At 68.8% G+C, this 13,988-nt stretch carries 15 protein-coding genes and 1 tRNA gene; 4 read left to right on the top strand and 12 right to left on the bottom strand.

The window, feature by feature from the left end; all coding sequences use genetic code 11:
* Window positions 1-200 precede the first annotated feature (200 nt).
* The 9 genes from FV227_RS03340 to glnA all read right to left on the bottom strand — a co-directional run bounded on the left by FV227_RS03340 (window position 201) and on the right by glnA (window position 5,969).
* On the bottom strand, window positions 201-539 hold the full coding sequence (locus FV227_RS03340; RefSeq protein WP_147728935.1) for a hypothetical protein: 339 nt from the start codon (window positions 537-539) through the stop codon (window positions 201-203).
* Window positions 540-617: 78 nt separating this feature from the next.
* The gene (locus tag FV227_RS03335; RefSeq protein ID WP_147728936.1) at window positions 618-1,196 is read right to left on the bottom strand and encodes an NAD(P)H-dependent oxidoreductase; all 579 of its coding nucleotides are present in this window, start codon (window positions 1,194-1,196) and stop codon (window positions 618-620) included.
* A gap of 50 nt (window positions 1,197-1,246) precedes the next feature.
* Complete coding sequence (locus FV227_RS03330) at window positions 1,247-1,882, bottom strand: VOC family protein (protein ID WP_147858281.1); 636 nt, start codon at window positions 1,880-1,882, stop codon at window positions 1,247-1,249.
* 385 nt (window positions 1,883-2,267) lie between these two features.
* Window positions 2,268-2,612 carry a hypothetical protein gene (locus FV227_RS03325; RefSeq protein WP_246686382.1) on the bottom strand — a complete coding sequence of 115 codons (345 nt, stop codon included), beginning with the start codon at window positions 2,610-2,612 and terminating at the stop codon, window positions 2,268-2,270.
* 599 nt (window positions 2,613-3,211) lie between these two features.
* Complete coding sequence (locus tag FV227_RS03315; protein WP_147727915.1) at window positions 3,212-3,424, bottom strand: hypothetical protein; 213 nt, start codon at window positions 3,422-3,424, stop codon at window positions 3,212-3,214.
* Between the two features lie 55 nt (window positions 3,425-3,479).
* Window positions 3,480-3,752 (bottom strand): hypothetical protein, encoded by a 273-nt coding sequence (locus FV227_RS03310; RefSeq protein WP_147727914.1) that lies wholly within the window; start codon window positions 3,750-3,752, stop codon window positions 3,480-3,482.
* A gap of 148 nt (window positions 3,753-3,900) precedes the next feature.
* Window positions 3,901-4,092, bottom strand: coding sequence for a hypothetical protein (locus FV227_RS29655; RefSeq protein ID WP_246686388.1), 192 nt, complete (start codon window positions 4,090-4,092; stop codon window positions 3,901-3,903).
* 57 nt (window positions 4,093-4,149) lie between these two features.
* The gene (locus FV227_RS03300) at window positions 4,150-4,368 is read right to left on the bottom strand and encodes a hypothetical protein (RefSeq protein ID WP_147858280.1); all 219 of its coding nucleotides are present in this window, start codon (window positions 4,366-4,368) and stop codon (window positions 4,150-4,152) included.
* A 191-nt stretch (window positions 4,369-4,559) separates the two neighbouring features.
* The gene (gene glnA, locus FV227_RS03295) at window positions 4,560-5,969 is read right to left on the bottom strand and encodes a type I glutamate--ammonia ligase (protein WP_147727913.1); all 1,410 of its coding nucleotides are present in this window, start codon (window positions 5,967-5,969) and stop codon (window positions 4,560-4,562) included.
* 366 nt (window positions 5,970-6,335) lie between these two features.
* Here glnA and FV227_RS03290 point away from each other — a divergent pair, with 366 nt between their 5' ends.
* Window positions 6,336-7,355: a glutamine synthetase beta-grasp domain-containing protein gene (locus FV227_RS03290; RefSeq protein WP_147727912.1), complete on the top strand. Its 1,020-nt coding sequence runs from the start codon at window positions 6,336-6,338 to the stop codon at window positions 7,353-7,355.
* 139 nt (window positions 7,356-7,494) lie between these two features.
* On the opposite strand, the gene FV227_RS03285 is transcribed toward FV227_RS03290, so the two are convergent.
* Entirely contained in the window at window positions 7,495-8,433 is a 939-nt protein-coding gene (locus tag FV227_RS03285) for a glutaminase (RefSeq protein WP_147727911.1), read from the bottom strand.
* Window positions 8,434-8,455: 22 nt separating this feature from the next.
* On the bottom strand, window positions 8,456-8,794 hold the full coding sequence (locus tag FV227_RS03280) for a P-II family nitrogen regulator (RefSeq protein ID WP_147727910.1): 339 nt from the start codon (window positions 8,792-8,794) through the stop codon (window positions 8,456-8,458).
* 215 nt (window positions 8,795-9,009) lie between these two features.
* Here FV227_RS03280 and FV227_RS03275 point away from each other — a divergent pair, with 215 nt between their 5' ends.
* On the top strand, window positions 9,010-10,518 hold the full coding sequence (locus tag FV227_RS03275) for an NAD(P)H-hydrate dehydratase (protein ID WP_147858279.1): 1,509 nt from the start codon (window positions 9,010-9,012) through the stop codon (window positions 10,516-10,518).
* A gap of 51 nt (window positions 10,519-10,569) precedes the next feature.
* Here FV227_RS03275 and FV227_RS03270 read toward each other — a convergent pair whose 3' ends face one another.
* Entirely contained in the window at window positions 10,570-12,033 is a 1,464-nt protein-coding gene (locus FV227_RS03270) for a multicopper oxidase family protein (RefSeq protein ID WP_147858278.1), read from the bottom strand.
* Window positions 12,034-12,213: 180 nt separating this feature from the next.
* On the opposite strand from FV227_RS03270, the gene FV227_RS03265 reads away from it, so the two are divergent.
* Window positions 12,214-12,298: transfer RNA gene (locus FV227_RS03265), tRNA-Leu, on the top strand.
* A gap of 188 nt (window positions 12,299-12,486) precedes the next feature.
* Window positions 12,487-13,917 carry a trigger factor gene (gene tig, locus FV227_RS03260; protein WP_147727614.1) on the top strand — a complete coding sequence of 477 codons (1,431 nt, stop codon included), beginning with the start codon at window positions 12,487-12,489 and terminating at the stop codon, window positions 13,915-13,917.
* The last annotated feature ends 71 nt before the right edge of the window (window positions 13,918-13,988 follow it).

Genomic DNA, 13,988 nt, shown 5'->3' with positions numbered 1-13,988 from the left:
GGACCGCGCGTCTGTTCCCCAACATGGTGCTGCGCCCGATCCGGAGCAACATCGGCGCCGCCGGCCCTCGACAGGCGTCGGTCGCCGGTCTCCGCTCGGTGAGCATTTTCAAGCGGGGCGGATCCCGGCCCGCGTGAAGACAATACGGCCTCACGACAGGACAGAGCATCGTCCGCGATCCCTGGATCACGGACGATGCTCTAGCCGGTGGAGGCCGACTTGCGGATCGTCTCGACGGCGGCGTCCACGTCGAAGCCCGGCGCGATCAGGTCCTCGAGGGCGAACGGCGCGGCCCGAGGCAGGGTCAGGTTCACCTGGCCTTCGGCCGGCTGGAGCTCCGGCGCCTCGGCCGCCTTGATCGCCAGGGTCCAGGCGCCGTCGATGCGCAGCGATGCCGCCTCCGGCGGGTCGGCCGCCAGCGCCGCGAGCTTCTCCCGCGCCGCGTCGCGGCAGGCAAGGCTCGTCCGGTCGTCGGAGATCAGCGCCGCCTTGATCAGCTCGGCCAGGGCGTCCCGGACCCGTTCCACGCTCTCGTTCATGCCCAGCTCTCGTTGATGCCACGCCCGTCCTGCGACCCGCGGTCCCCGGCGCGTGGCAATCGCGGTGCCACTCGGCGCTCAGTACGGCGTGCCCTTCTGCCGCTGGGCCTTCAGCGCCTCGGCGTACCAGGCCAGCTCGTCGAGGAACTTGCCGGCGGCCTTGGTCAGCCACGGCTCGGCGGCCGTGCCCGCCTCGTCCAGCACCTTGCCGACCCGCGGCACCGGCAGCAGCGAGGGGATGCTCGGCATGCCGAGCTCGGCCAGCATCGCCCGAAGCTGCATCGCCGCGCGCACGCCGCCGTACTGCCCGGCCGAGTAGCAGCAGATCGCCGAGGGCCGCCAGTAATACTCCTCCAGGAAGTGGTCGAGGGTGTTCGACAGGGCCGGCGGCACCGAATGGTTGTACTCGGCCGAGACCACGGCGAACGCGTCGGCCCGGCGGTAGAGCGCCGCCAGCGCCTCGAGCTTCGGCGGCGCCTCGTCCTTCGGGTGCTCCTTGTACATCCGGTCGAGCAGCGGCAGCTGCAGCTCGGCGGGGTCGACCAGCGGCGCCTCCCAGCCGCGCCGCACCAGCTCGGCGATCAGGAATCGCGCGACGCGAAGACCCTGCCGGTCCGAGCGGACGGAGCCGAGGATCACCGGGCAGACGAGGGCCATGGGACAATCTCCTGCAGGGGGCCGGAACGACGCGCCGATCGCGCTGCCCGTCAGGATAGCACGCGCAGGCCGTGGGGCGTCGCGATCTCGGCGCGGTAGCCGAACGCCCCGGCCCGGACCGCCGGCGCGTCCGCGAGCCGAAGCGTCCGGTACAGGGCGGCGATCCGGTCGGGATCGGGGTGCGTGAGGGTGAGACCGGCCAGCCGGCAGCCGAGATCGGGCATCGCGCCGGCCGGGTGCGGGCCTTCGCCCCACGTCATCGGGCAGGGCAGGGCGCCGTCCTCGGGCCAGGCGCCGTCGCGGCGCACGGCGAAGCGCCAGCGCAGGGCGCCGCGGCTGACGGCCAGCGCATCGCCGAACAGGCCGGAATGGCGCCCGAGCAGGCCGTCGAGGTCGCCGGTGCGGGCGACCCAGCCGCGCAGGCGCCGGCCGGCCTCCCAGTCGGCCCGCACGCGGGCGCCGTCGTCGAGGCCGAACCAGCGCGGGCGGCCGGGCGGCGCGGCCGCCGCGTCCACCGCGATCACCTCGAGGAAGGTCGCCGGTCCGAGGCGCAGCAGATGGTTGCGGGTCGCCATCTCGCGGTGGCGTCCGCCTCCGGGCATGTCGACGCCGAGGCCGTCGCGGACATGAGCCACGCCCGCGGCGAGATCCGGTGCGACGATGACAAGATGGTCGAGGGTGAGCATGGATCGATCCGCCGATTCGAACGATCAGGGTCCCAAAGCGACCGGCAACGCATTCCGAGGGGGCGTGATTGACCGTGACGACGATCGATCCCACCCCTGATCATAGAACCACAAACCGGGGGATTCCAAAGGGATCATCCCTTTGGCGGGGGCTCGGGGCCGAGCCCCGAGGATCATGCAGGGCCCTCGCCCGCACCCGCGAAAGATCTCGGGCCTTTCGAAACCCGGACGGGTCCGGGGAAGGATCCGTTCTTCACCGTCGAACGATCACCATGCTTCCATGGCACGCTTCAGGCCTCGGCGACCTGCCGTGACTTCTACCGCATCCCTGTCATCGACAGCCTTCGCCGGTTCCGAGCTGCCCTGCCGGCTTCCGAGGCGGGCGTTACAATCTGTCCCGCACCCGTTTGAGAAAACCTCTCAGCTCGGCGCCGTCGTGAAACACGATATCGGCGGACGAGGACCACCACAGTTTCCGCAAGTCTTCATCTGAAAATTCGTCTGCGGTGATCGAGCCGAGATATTCCCTCCGTCTTGCGCGTTTTTCCGCATCCTTCAAAGGCGATAAGACAGTACGGATCATTTCCTCTTCGCTCGACACGTCGTCGAGAAGATCCTGATAGAATTGCAGGCTGAAATCACAAAATTCCGCAGATAGCTTCATTTCGGCTGCCTTCTGCAGGGGGGAATGCGGCCCGGATAAGAAATCCGCTCGGGGAAGTCGGGTCATGTCTCGACTCGACGCCGATACCACGTTTATTGCGCAGATAAACAGTGATCTGATATGTGTGATTTGCGAATTTTAGCTATGCAATCATCCAGATGCAGCAACTCCAGCCTTCTTTAAATGGAACACAAAATCTGCAATCGATGGCGGATCGTGCGGGATATGGATATTTCATAGGATGGGTCGCGCATCGCAAGGATGAATTCGGGCCAGATATCAGAGCCGATCTCGCGCTCTTCTCAACAACTCACGCAGCCCAGCGCTATCGCGAAACACGGTGTCTGCGGACGACGACCAGACTTCTTGCAGCTCCCTATCGTCTACATGATCCCGCGTTATCTCATCGAGATACGAACGCAGGCGCGCGCGTTGTTGCGGATTTGAGAATGGGGACAAGGCCGAATTGATTAATTCCTCTTCTGTTTCAACGTCGTCCAATATGCCCGAATAAAATTGGAGTGAGAACTTTTCGAATTCCGGTGGCAGCTGCATGTCGATCCCCGTCACTCCGTGGATATGCGGCTCGGACGCAAGAGTCACGCGCCGAATTCAGGTCATGGATCAAGTAAAAACCAGCACTGCGATTATATTTGATATACAAGCTACCTTGATTGCAGCAGCTCGGCATCCGAGGCGTCGTCGCGCGTGATCCCGTCGAGGAAGTCCTGCAGGCGGATCCGCTCCTGGCCGGTGAACGGATCGAGCACGATGTCACAGACCTCGTCTTCCGTCTTCCCGGTCGTGTCTAGGTCCTGGTAGAAATCCAGGCCGAGCCGATGGAATTCCGACGTGGGTTCGAGGCGCGGCTTCGCCATGGCGTCTTCCCTCTTCCCTCTGCGGCGTCCGGACCCGATCCCTCGGATTCTCTGGTCAGAGCCGGTCGCGGGCGCCGGCCAGGAAGGCGCGGAGATCCTGCACGGTGGGGAAGTAGATGTCGGCGTCCGTCTCATTCCACAGCCGTTCCAACGTCGCGTCGGACGCCTCGCGGACGGCCCGGTCGATGAACTGCCGCAGGCGGACGCGTTCCTCGCCACGAAAACGTCTGAGACCGAAATCGTACATCTCCTCGAGCGTCGGCGCGATGCGATCGATGTCCTGGATGTACCAGCGGGCAAAGGTCAGGAATTCCGGGGCGGCCTGCATGTCGATCTCAGTCGTTGCGCGAATAGGCGGTATGGATGCGGTACCCGCGGGGACTGCCCGGATCGTGAACGATGAACATTCCGACACCGTAGGTCGTGCGCAGATACGGCTCGAGCTGCCCCGCCGTGTAGGCTTCCCGCCCGGTTCTCTATCCGAAACGGGATGTCATGAAGGCATCGTCTCTTCTACCGGTTGCGACGTCATCGACCTCCGCAGCATTCTGCTCCAGTGTCCGATTGATAAAGTCGTTCGCAGTCCCCACCGACTCGAACGAGCCATCGCGCTTCAGGCCGTAACTGATGACCGGGAACGTCCTTCTGCTGGCCAGGACGCGACCCATCATCTCCGCATCCGTCTTGCCGACATGCTCGCGAAGCGTATGCCCGCCGCGCGCCTCTTACTCGGAGAGCAAGACCCTGTACCGGCGGTCGGCATCGTCCGAGACGTGAACGATCCGCGCATCGTCGGCGGAATCATGCCCGTCGCCCGTATCGCCATCCGTCCATTGGCCCCCGTTCGGGTTCCCGGCCGGCAGGCGGGGTTGGTCGGCGTGATACGCACGCAGCGACAGGCGCAACCGCAGGAAGGCGACCTCCACGCGGTACGCGGCGATCATCCATCTCGCCCGCACAAGGCCCGTCGCGCCTGACGCCATGGACTGCACCCCTCGGATCTTCCTATATTCCTGTATAGGAATATAGTCAGAAGGCTCTCATCGCGGTTCTCAAACGCGAAGCGCCGGAGCCTCGAGGAGGCTCCGGCGCTTCGTCGTGGGCGATGGGAGCGGGCGTCGAGCCCGCCCCGGCCTCAGAGCGAGTAGTACATCGTGAACTCGACCGGGTGCGGGGTCATCTCGTAGCGCATGACCTCCTCCATCTTTAGGGCGATGAACGAGTCGATCTGGTCGTCGGTGAAGACGTCGCCGGCCTTGAGGAAGGCGCGGTCGCGGTCGAGGTTCTGCAGCGCCTCGCGCAACGAGCCGCAGACGGTGGGGATCTTCTTCAGCTCGCGCGGGGGCAGGTCGTAGAGATCCTTGTCCATGGCCGCGCCCGGATCGATCTTGTTGAGGATGCCGTCGAGCCCGGCCATCAGCAGCGCCGAGAAGGCGAGGTAGGGGTTGGCCATCGGATCGGGGAAGCGGACCTCGACGCGCTTGGCCTTCGGGCTCTTCGTCCACGGGATGCGGCAGGAGGCCGAGCGGTTGCGTGCCGAGTAGGCGAGCAGCACGGGGGCCTCGTAGCCCGGCACCAGGCGCTTGTAGGAGTTGGTCGACGGGTTGGTGAAGGCGTTCAGCGCCTTGGCGTGCTTGATGATGCCGCCGATGTACCACAGGCATTCCTGGGAGAGGCCGGCGTACTTGTCACCGGCGAAGATCGGCTTGCCGTCCTTCCAGATCGACTGGTGCACGTGCATGCCCGAGCCGTTGTCGCCGAAGACCGGCTTCGGCATGAAGGTCGCGGTCTTGCCGAAGCTCTGCGCCACGTTGTGGATGCAGTACTTGTAGATCTGCATGTGGTCGGCGAGCAGCGTCAGCGTGTCGAACTTCATGCCGAGCTCGTGCTGGGCGCTGGCGACCTCGTGGTGGTGCTTCTCCACCTTCACGCCCATGCCCTGCATCGCGGCCAGCATCTCGCCGCGCATGTCCTGGGCCGAATCCTGCGGCGGCACCGGGAAGTAGCCGCCCTTGGTGGCGACGCGGTGGCCGAGGTTGCCGCCCTCGTAGTCGGTGAAGCCGTTGGTGGGCAGCTCGGTCGAATCGAGCTGGAAGCCGGTGTGGTACGGGTCGGCGCCGAACTTCACGTCGTCGAAGACGAAGAACTCGGCCTCCGGGCCGACGTAGATCGTGTCGCCGATGCCGGTGGACTTGAGATAGGCCTCGGCGAGCTTGGCGGTGCCGCGCGGGTCGCGCGGGTAGGGCGCGCCGGTCGAGGGCTCGAGCACGTCGCAGACGATGACCATGGTGGCCGCCGAGAAGAACGGGTCCATCGTGGCGGTCGCCGGGTCCGGCATCAGCAGCATGTCGGATTCGTTGATCGCCTTCCAGCCGGCGATCGACGAGCCGTCGAACATCGTGCCTTCCTCGAAGATCTCGTCGTCCACCAGGCTGACGTCGAAGGTGACGTGCTGCCACTTGCCGCGCGGGTCCGTGAACCGGAAGTCGACATACTTGACGTCGTTGTCCCGGATGGTCTTGAGCACCTCGGCCGCTGTCGTCATCGTGGACGTCCTCCTGACATTCGTGGGCCGCCGCACCGTGCCGTGCGCCGGACGTGGGCTCCATACAGCCCGCGACGCCGTCGTGCCAACCGAAGGGGCCCGGAAATCGTCGTCGCGCGCCGGCGCGCGCGGCCTCGGGCGACGGGCGGTGCCGCCGCATTGCCCGCGCCCGAGCCGCGCGAACCGGCCCGCTCCGAGCCCGACGCTCACGCGGAGTTGACTGCCTCGGCCGCGCGGGGACGGGAACCGCCGGCGGGACGGCGTTTCGCTGGCACGGTCCCTGCTAGCGGGGTCTCGGTCGTCGGAAGCCCCGGAGCGGCTGCCGTTCCCGCTGGCTTTTCATCGTTAACGGACGAGAGACTCGGAATGACGAAATACAAACTCGAGTATTTGTGGCTCGACGGGTACACGCCGGTCCCGAATCTTCGCGGCAAGACCCAGATCAAGGACTTCGACGGCTTCCCGACCCTCGAGCAGCTCCCGCTCTGGGGCTTCGACGGCTCATCGACCCTGCAGGCCGAGGGCGGCTCGTCCGACTGCATGCTCAAGCCCGTGCGCCACTTCCCCGATTCCACGCGCAAGAACGGCGTGCTGGTGATGTGCGAAGTGATGATGCCGGACGGCAAGACCCCGCACCCGTCGAACAAGCGCGCCACCATCCACGACGACCCGGGCGCCTGGTTCGGCTTCGAGCAGGAATACTTCTTCTACAAGGACGGCCGCCCGCTCGGCTTCCCGTCGACCGGCTACCCCGCGCCGCAGGGCCCGTACTATTGCGGCGCCGGCTACTCGAACGTCGGCCCGATCGCGCGCCAGATCGTCGAGGAGCACCTCGACCTCTGCCTCGACGCCGGCATCAACCACGAGGGCATCAACGCCGAGGTGGCCAAGGGCCAGTGGGAGTTCCAGATCTTCGGCAAGGGCTCCAAGAAGGCCGCCGACGAGATGTGGGTCGCGCGCTACCTGCTGCAGCGCCTGTGCGAGAAGTACGGCATCGACGTCGAGTACCACTGCAAGCCGCTCGGCGACACCGACTGGAACGGCTCGGGCATGCACGCCAACTTCTCGACCACCTACCTCCGCGAGACCGGCGGCAAGGAATACTTCGAGAAGCTGATGGCGGCGTTCAAGGAGAACCTCGACGACCACATCGCCGTCTACGGCCCCGACAACCACATGCGGCTGACCGGCAAGCACGAGACCGCGGCGATCAACCAGTTCTCCTACGGCGTGGCCGACCGCGGCGCCTCGATCCGCGTGCCGCACTCCTTCGTCAACAACGACTACAAGGGCTATCTGGAAGACCGCCGTCCCAACAGCCAGGGGGACCCCTACCAGATCGCCTCGCAGATCCTGAAGACGGTCGAGTCGGTTCCGACCCACTGAGGTCCGGGATTTCGGCCTTACGCGGCGGCGCGGGTCTTCGGATCCGCGCCGTCTTTCGTTCCCCGGGCGCGTGCCGGTCGGAACGCGGACCCCCCTCTCCCGGAGGGGAGAGGAGGCCCTTCGGCGCTTCGCGGAGAGCTCACGCGCCGAAGATTGACCAGCCCATGCGCTTGGTCAGGCTTTCCAGCGCGATCCGGCCGAGATGCGAGTTGCCGGATTCGTCGAGGCCGGGCGACCAGACCGCGATCGAGGCCCGGCCCGGGGCGATCGCCAGGATGCCGCCGCCGACGCCGCTCTTGCCCGGCAGGCCGACCCGGTAGGCGAACTCGCCCGAGCCGTCGTAGTGGCCGCAGGTCAGCATCACCGCGTTGATGCGGCGCGCGCGTTCGGGCGGGATCACCGACAGGCCGGTGGCGGGGTTCCGGCCGGAATGGGCCAGGAAGCGCCCCGCCGTGGCGAGCTGCCGGCACGACATGCTGATCGCGCAATGGTGGAAGTAGACGCCGAGCGTGTAGTCGACCGGGTTCTCGACCACGCCGAAGGACTTCATGTAGTTGGCCAGCGCCACGTTGCGGAAGCCAGTGCGCTTCTCGGACGCCGCCACCGCCTCGTCGATGGCGATGGTCGGGTCGTTGGCGAGCGCCTGCATGAAGCGCAGGATCTCGCCCAGCGCCTCGCGCGGCTGGTGGCCGGACAGGATCACGTCGGTCACCGCGATCGCGCCGGCATTGATGAAGGGGTTGCGCGGAACGCCCTGCTCGCGCTCCAGCTGCACGATCGAGTTGAACGGGCTGCCCGAGGGCTCGCGCCCGACGCGCTTCCACAGGGCGTCGCCGACCATGCCGAGCGCGAGCGTCAGGGTGAAGACCTTCGACACGCTCTGGATCGAGAACGGGGTCTCGCTGTCGCCGGCCGCGGCGATGGTGCCGTCGGCATCGATCACGACGAGGCCGAAGGCCTGCGGGTCGACGCGGGCGAGCTCGGGGATGTAGCGCGCGACCGTGCCCCGGTCGGAGCGCTGCCGCATCTCGTAGGCGATCTCCTCGACCACGCTGCGCAGGTGCGGAGCGAGGCTCACGCGCCGCCTCCCGGCGCGGGGCTCAGATCGCGTCCGGCCCGGTCTCGCCGGTGCGGATGCGGATCGCCTCCTCGATGGTCGAGACGAAAATCTTGCCGTCGCCGATGCGGCCGGTCTGGGCCGACTTGCGGATCGCCTCGACGGCGCCCTCGACCAGCGCGTCCGAGAGCACGATCTCGAGCTTCACCTTGGGCAGGAAGTCGACGACGTATTCCGCGCCGCGATACAGCTCGGTGTGGCCCTTCTGGCGGCCGAAGCCCTTGGCCTCGATCACGGTGATGCCCTGGAGGCCGACCTCCTGGAGCGCCTCCTTCACCTCGTCGAGCTTGAAGGGCTTGATGATCGCTTCGATCTTCTTCATGCCGGACGGCCCAACCTGCGCTCTATGATGCCGAATTTCTATCACTCCACCGGTCCGGCCGCCACGCCGTTTTCAACCCGCCCCCGAGGAAACTGCCCATTCTGGTTGCATGAAATGCAAATCGTTTAGGCAATTTTGCCATGAGGGCCGATTGTTTGGGCATCGGCTGGACCGTGCACGGGCAGCGCGGCTTCGAACGAGACGGAAGTGACGTGATGGACGGCTCACGCCTGATGACGGTCGACGCGATGAGGACCGTCGATGCGACGGCGATCGCCGGGGGCACGCCGGGCATCGCCCTGATGCGGGCGGCCGGCGCCGCGGTGGCGGAGCGGGCGCGGGCGCACCTGGCCCCGGGCGGCCGGGTGCTCGTCCTGTGCGGCCCCGGCAACAACGGCGGCGACGGGTTCGTCGCGGCCCGCCTGCTCGCCGAGGCCGGGCACGGCGTCGATCTCGCCCTGCTCGGCCCCCGCGACGCCCTCGCGGGCGATGCGGCCGAGGCCGCGGCGGCGTGGACCGGGACGGTGCTGGGCTTGGCGGAGGCCGAGCCGTCGCGCGCCGACCTCGTCGTCGATGCGCTGTTCGGCGCCGGCCTGTCGCGCGACCTCGAAGGGCCGGCCCGCCATGCGCTCGAGCGGGTCGCGGCGTCCGGGCGCCCGGTGCTGGCGGTCGACGTGCCGAGCGGGGTCGACGGCGATACCGGCGCCGTCCGCGGCTTCGCGCTCCGGGCGGTCGAGACCGTCACGTTCGTCGCGGAGAAGCCCGGCCACCGGCTGCAGCCCGGCCGCGGCCTGTGCGGCCGGCTGCACGTCGCCGGGATCGGCACCGGCCCGGCGGCGTTCGCGGCCGGGCTCGCGGTCGGCGCCCCGGCGTTCCGCAACGGACCGGAGGTCTGGAGCGCGCGCCTGCCGCGGCTCGCCGATGCGAGCCACAAGTACACCCGCGGCCACGCCCTCGTGCTGTCGGGGCCGGCCACCCGCACCGGCGCGGCGCGGCTGGCCGCCCGCGGCGCGCTGCGGATCGGGGCCGGGCTCGTCACGGTGGCCTCGCCGGAGCGGGCGCTGGCGGAGAACGCCGCCCACCTCACCGCGATCATGCTGCGGCCGTGCGACTCCGCCGACGACCTCGACGACCTGCTCACCGACGAGCGCATCAACGCGATCCTGGCGGGCCCCGGCCTCGGCGTCGGCGAGGCGACGCGCGACCTCGTCGCGGTGGCGGCCGCCGCCGGGCGCGGCCTCGTGCTCGACGCCGATGCGCTGACGAGCTTTGCCAAGCAGGCGACCCTGCTCGCCGCCCACCTCGCCGACGGCGACGCGAAGGCGGTGCTGACCCCGCATGCGGGCGAGTTCGCGAAACTGTTCGCGGGCACCGACGCCGTCGCGGAGGTCGGCAAGCTCGAGCAGGCCCGCCGCGCCGCCGCACGGGTCGGCGCCGTGGTGGTGCTCAAGGGCCCCGACACGGTGGTGGCCGCCCCCGACGGCCGCGCCGCGATCAACGACCACGCCACGCCGTGGCTCGGCACCGCCGGCTCGGGCGACGTGCTCGCCGGCCTGGTCGCGGGGCTCCTGGCCCAGGGCATGCCGCCGTTCGAGGCGGCCTGCGCCGCGGCCTGGCTCCACGGCGATGCCGGCCTGCGCCACGGCCCGGGGCTGATCGCCGAGGATATTCCGGAGTTGATGCCGGCGGTGCTGGCGGAGGTTCTGGAAGAGCTTGGAGGGTGACGACGGTCTTTTCCCTCCCCCGCAAAGGGGGGAGGGAAGAAGCGGGCTGCGTCACGTCACCTCGAAGCAGGTCCACAGCCCGGTGTCGAACCGCTCCAGCACCGTCGCGCTGATCAGCCAGCGGCCGGGATTGTCGGCCTGGAAGGCGATGCGGGCGGTGCGGCCTTCGAGGAGCTGGAAGGTGTCGAGCCAGTAGGGCTCCCAGCCGTCGTCGAGGGGGTGGAGCAGGCGGAAGACGTGGCCGTGCAGGTGCAGCGCCTGCGGGAACGCGGTCTCGTTGCGCAAGGCCAGCACCACCACCTGGCCGCGCTTCACCGTGAAGATCGGCGCGAGGCCCGCGGTCGCGCTGGTGCCGTTGACCGACCAGATCCGGTTGGCGTCGCCGGAATAGGCCGGCTCCGCCTCGGGCTTGTCCTTCGAGAGGCTGGCGCCGCCGGTGATCACCACGTCGCGGCGCAGCGCGTTCTGCAGCTTGACCTCGCGCGGCAGCAGCGGGTTCTCGCCGATCGGCCCGATCGGCGGCCGCTTCTCGGTGACGGCCGAGCCCTTGGTGACGACGGTGGCGAGCTGCAGGCCCTGGCCGACCAGCGCGGTGATCGCCCCCTTCGCGTCGGCCTCCGCCGGCAGGTCGATCAGCAGGTCGTAGCGGGTGCCGGGCGGGAACGGCAGCGTCGCGCGCAGCGGCTCGAACGTGTCGGTCGGCTGGCCGTCGACGGCCGCGACGTAGACCTTCAGGCCCTCGAAGCGGATGCGGGTCGCCCGGGCGTTGCAGGCGTTGCCGAGCCGCACCCGGATCCGGCTGCCCGGCCGCGCCTCGAAGGTGGCCGGCACGTTGGCGCCGTTGATGGTCACGAGGTTGCCGAGCCGCCCGTTGCTCGCCGCGAACGCGGTCTGGCCGAAGGGCAGCAGCGCGCCGTCGTCCTGCAGGCGCCAGTCCTGCATCAGCAGCGACACGTCGGCCTCGACCGCGGGGGGCGCCTTCTCCTCGACGATCAGGAAGCCGGCGAGGCCCCGGCCGGACGGCTCGCTCGATCCGCCGACCACGAGCGGACGGACCAGGAAGGTGCCGGCGTCGGGCGGCACGAAATCGTAGGTGAAGTCGGCGCCGGGCGCGATCGGCGCCTGCGTCACGCCGCCGACGCCGTCCATGGCGTTCTTGTTGCGCACCCCGTGCCAGTGCAGCGAGAGCGGCTTGTCAGTCCTGTTCTCGACCCGCACGCGCACGGCCTCGCCGAGCTTCACCCGGAACGTCGGAGGCGCCGAGGTCCCGTCGAACGACCATACGGCGGTCTCGGGGGCGGGCTCGGCCCGGAAGCGCGTCTTGGACGGCGCCGCCTTCGCGGCGCGCGGCTCCGGCAGCGGCGCGGTCGGCGCCCCCGGCGCAGGCGCCGCGGGCTTGCCCTGGGCCCGGCCGGCCCGCGGGAGCAGGAGGAACGCGGCGCTTCCCAGGAAGAGCGCCCGACGCGACGCGCCGTGTCGAGATTCGGTCGGCGGCGCGGATCGGGCTGTCGGCATGGAACCTCGGAGCGGCGGGGCGCGCGCGGAATCCGGGGCGGATTCCGGGGCCGCCGCTTGTAGCCGCCGCCCCCGCGCGGCGCCACCGTTTCGGACCCGCAAGTTTTTTGCTGCGGCCTGTGCCTCGCATGCTATAGACCCGCCCTCCGGCGGCCGGACACGCGCCGGGCATCGGCGCTCGCGGGCGTGGCGGAACTGGTAGACGCGCTGGATTTAGGTTCCAGTGTCGCAAGACGTGGGGGTTCGAGCCCCTCCGCCCGCACCAGCTCCGCCGTCGGAAACGGAAACGGCCGATCCCTGTGCGGACGCGGGCGGCCGGCTCCGCCCAGCGGATGCCGTTCGCCTCGCGCGGTCCCGCTTCCCCGTACCGAACCCGCGACTCCGCCAGGCCTCAGCAAGGGCCGCACCCGGATGCTCGCGCATACGATCACACGGACTTTGAGAGCGACGACGATGCAGGTGACCGAGACACACTCCGAGGGGCTGAAGCGCACGTTTCAGGTGTCCCTCGCCGCGAGCGAGCTCGAGGATCGCCTGAACACCGAGCTGTCGGGCATGAAGGACAAGGTCCAGCTCAAGGGCTTCCGGCCGGGCAAGGTGCCGGTGGCGCACCTGCGCAAGGTCTACGGCCGCTCGGTGATGGCCGACGTGGTGCAGAACGCCGTCAACGAGGCGAACCAGAAGATCGTCGCCGACAACGGCCTCAAGCTCGCCCTCGAGCCGCAGATCGAGTTCCCCTCCGACCAGTCGGTGGTCGAGAAGGCGCTCGACGCCAAGGCCGACCTCTCGTTCAAGGTCGCCCTCGAGGTGCTGCCGAGCTTCGAGCTCGCCGACCTCTCCGACGTCAGCCTGACCAAGCTGGTCGCCACCCCCTCGGACACCGAAGTGAACGAGGCGCTGGAGCGCATGGCCGGCCAGAGCCGCCCGTTCACCGAGCGCGACGCCGGCGCGGCCGCCGAGACCGGCGACCGCCTCACCATCGACTTCGTCGGCCGCATCGACGGCACCGAGTTCGAGGGCGGCAAGGGCGAGGGCATCGATCTCGAGCTCGGCTCGAACTCCTTCATCCCCGGCTTCGAGGAGGCGCTGGTCGGCGCCAAGGTCGGCGAGCAGCGCCTCGTCAAGGCGACCTTCCCGGAGGCCTACGGCGCCGAGCAGCTCGCCGGCAAGGACGCCGAGTTCGACGTGACCGTCACCAAGATCCAGGCCCCGGGCGAGGCCAAGATCGACGACGACTTCGCCAAGGGCATGGGCCTCGACTCCCTCGACGCGCTCAAGGAGGCGGTGGCCAAGGCGATCGGCACCGACTTCGAGGCGGCCTCGCGCCGCAAGCTCAAGAAGGAGCTCCTCGACGCGCTCGACGGCCGCTACGCCTTCGACCTGCCGCCCTCGCTCGTCGCGCAGGAATTCGCCAGCGTCTGGGCCCAGGTCGAGCAGGACCTGAAGGCCCGCGGCAAGACCTTCGAGGACGAGGACACCACCGAGGAGAAGGCCACTGCCGAGTACCGCAAGATCGCCGAGCGTCGCGTGCGCCTCGGCTTGGTGCTTGCGCAGGTCGGCGAGAGCGCCGATATCAAGGTCTCCGACGAAGAGGTGAACCAGGCCCTCATCGCCCGGGTCCGGCAGTTCCCGGGCCAGGAGCAGCAGGTCTGGGATTTCTACCGGAAGAATGCGCAGGCGCTCGCCGAGCTTCGGGCGCCGCTGTTCGAGGAGAAGGTCGTCGACCACGTCCTCGGCCAGGTCAAGCTGGTGGAGGAGCCCGTCTCGAAGGAGACGCTCTTCGCCGACGAGGAAGCCGACGACGCCGGCGACGGGAAGGCCGACGCCAAGTCGGCCGACTCGACGTCCGCCGAGGCGGCGCCGGCTGAATCGAAGGCCGACTGAGCCCGCGCTCGTCTCGAGGCGGCGGGCATATGGTTAGGCGGCGTTAAGGAATGCCGTCGTTCGCTGACGCG

This window comes from Methylobacterium sp. WL119, assembly GCF_008039875.1.
Classification (GTDB): domain Bacteria; phylum Pseudomonadota; class Alphaproteobacteria; order Rhizobiales; family Beijerinckiaceae; genus Methylobacterium.
This window is presented reverse-complemented; position numbering and strand designations above follow the sequence as displayed.